Annotated in this window: 2 protein-coding genes; both read left to right on the forward strand. The window is 35.0% G+C overall.

Going from position 1 to position 2,111, the window contains the following annotated elements:
- Nucleotides 1-3: 3 nt before the first annotated feature.
- A complete protein-coding gene (locus GQR46_RS18995) occupies nt 4-1,305 on the forward strand; it encodes an O-antigen ligase family protein (RefSeq protein WP_165742089.1) in 1,302 nt (433 codons plus the stop codon).
- A 435-nt stretch (nt 1,306-1,740) separates the two neighbouring features.
- On the forward strand, nt 1,741-2,111 hold a 371-nt coding region (locus GQR46_RS19000), incomplete at its 3' end, for a GxxExxY protein (RefSeq protein WP_024593340.1).

Here is a 2,111-nt window from a genome sequence, read left to right on the forward strand (position 1 = left end):
CCTGTGAATCGTTTTATATTTTTTTTACTCTGCGCAATTTTATTTTTGCTGCCCTTACCATTAGGTAGTTACCGCCCTTGGGCAATTTTAGCAATGGGGATATTAATTAGTGCTACCTTTTTCACCCATTTAGTTTACAGCAGTATTAATAACGAGCACCCTTTATACCCTCCTTTATATTCTTGGCCCTTATTTACTGTACTCGGTATAGTTGCGGGCGTATGCGCAGTACAAATATTTACCGTAAGTGTTGACCCGTTTCAAACTAAACAAATGCTTATTAAAACAAGTTTTATGATTTTATTTTGTTGGCTTGTGCTTATTTATTGCAATAGTGAAAAGCGTATTAAAAATTTAATATACGCAATTATAAGTGCAGGCGTATTTCAGGCTTTATATGCGACTTATTTAAATTTATCGCCAGATATAATTAGCCCGTTATTTGGCTATAAACATACCGACCGTGCTATTGGCACGTTTACTTACTCTAACTTTTTGGCTAACTTTTTAGCTTTATGTTTATGTCTAGGTATTGGTGTTTTAGTTAGCGAATTAAAGCGATCTACTAGCGATTACAAACAAACATTAAAGCAAACGCTTCGTGCGTGGGCTGAAATACTTTTAAGCTCAAAAATAATTTTACGTATTTCGTTAATTATTATTATTGTTGCGTTAATTTTAACCCGTAGCCGTATGGGTAACTCTGCATTTTTTATTGCATTAATGGTTGTTAGCTTACTCGCGTTTTTTATTTACAAGCAAAAACCTAAAGCGTTTAAGCTACTTATAGTTAGTTTTTTTATAATCGATTTAATTATTATTGGCGCTATATTTGATGTAGAAAAAGTTAAACAGCGTATTAGCGAAACCAGTATTTCATCAGAAACCCGTGACGAAGTTGTACGCGATTCTATACCGCTTATTTTGGATAAGCCTATATTGGGCTCTGGTGGTGGTACATTTTATACTGCGTTTCCGGCGTATCAGTCTGAGCCTTATTCTGGTTACTACGATAATGCCCATAACGATTACGTACAGTTTGCAGTAGAGCTGGGGATACCCACTACAGCTGCACTGGGCTCACTTATACTCTACTGTTTATGGTTATGTGTTGCGACTATGAGAAAGCGTAAAACAGCGCTGTTTCAGGGTGTTGCTTTTGGTTGCGCCATTGCAATTATAGATATGCTGCTGCATTCGTTGGTAGATTACTCTTTACAAGCTGGAGCAAACTCAATGTTGTTTATGACTATTTTATGCTTGGCAATATTAAGCAGTAAATTACCCGCGTCTAAACGAAGCTGAAAAGAGCATGGTTAAATACAAAGCTAAGTAATTACCTAATATAGTGATTAGAGGCTGCGCTTCTCACGCGAGCAAGCTCTGCTTCTACCGCCAAGGTTCAATTTACGGTTAACTTGTTAGCGTAACAAGCAAAGCCTGTAATAAGTAATTTATGCACTAAGAGGTTATGAGGCGCTGCTCTTTTAGAGAAGGGAATGGACACAAAATGCAGTTTTGCTGGTATTATGCCTTTTCATCTACCCCCCTCTTTGTGCAAATAGACCTTTGATTGATTTTATTAGTAAATAGATCAACAAACGAGTGACAACTTAATAGATTGCTTCATATAGCCTACAAGTCTTCAATTTTGCTATTTTATTTGGACTACACTTAATTCTTATTTTAAAACTGTTTCTTAGTTAATTAAATGCTTGTAGATTAAGCAAAAGGATACCTATGGATACTGATACATTAACAAAAACGGTAATAGGTTGCGCTATAGAAGTACACAGGAATTTAGGGCCTGGCTTATTAGAATCAAGTTACGAAGCTTGCTTAATATATGAATTAAGTAAAATTGGCTTATCTGCTAAAAACCAAGTTGAGCTACCGATATATTATAAAGATCAATATATAAATACAGGTTACCGGTTAGATATCTTATTGCCTAATAAATTAATAATTGAACTAAAGGCGGTTGATAAGCTTCTTCCAATTCACTCTGCACAATTAATAACTTATATGAAACTTTCAGAAATAAGTACTGGTTTACTAATAAACTTCAATGTTCTAAAGCTAGTCAATGGCATAAAGCGCTTTAATTCATA

The organism is Pseudoalteromonas sp. Z1A6 (genome assembly GCF_011378745.1).
GTDB classification, from domain to species: Bacteria; Pseudomonadota; Gammaproteobacteria; order Enterobacterales; family Alteromonadaceae; genus Pseudoalteromonas; species Pseudoalteromonas arctica.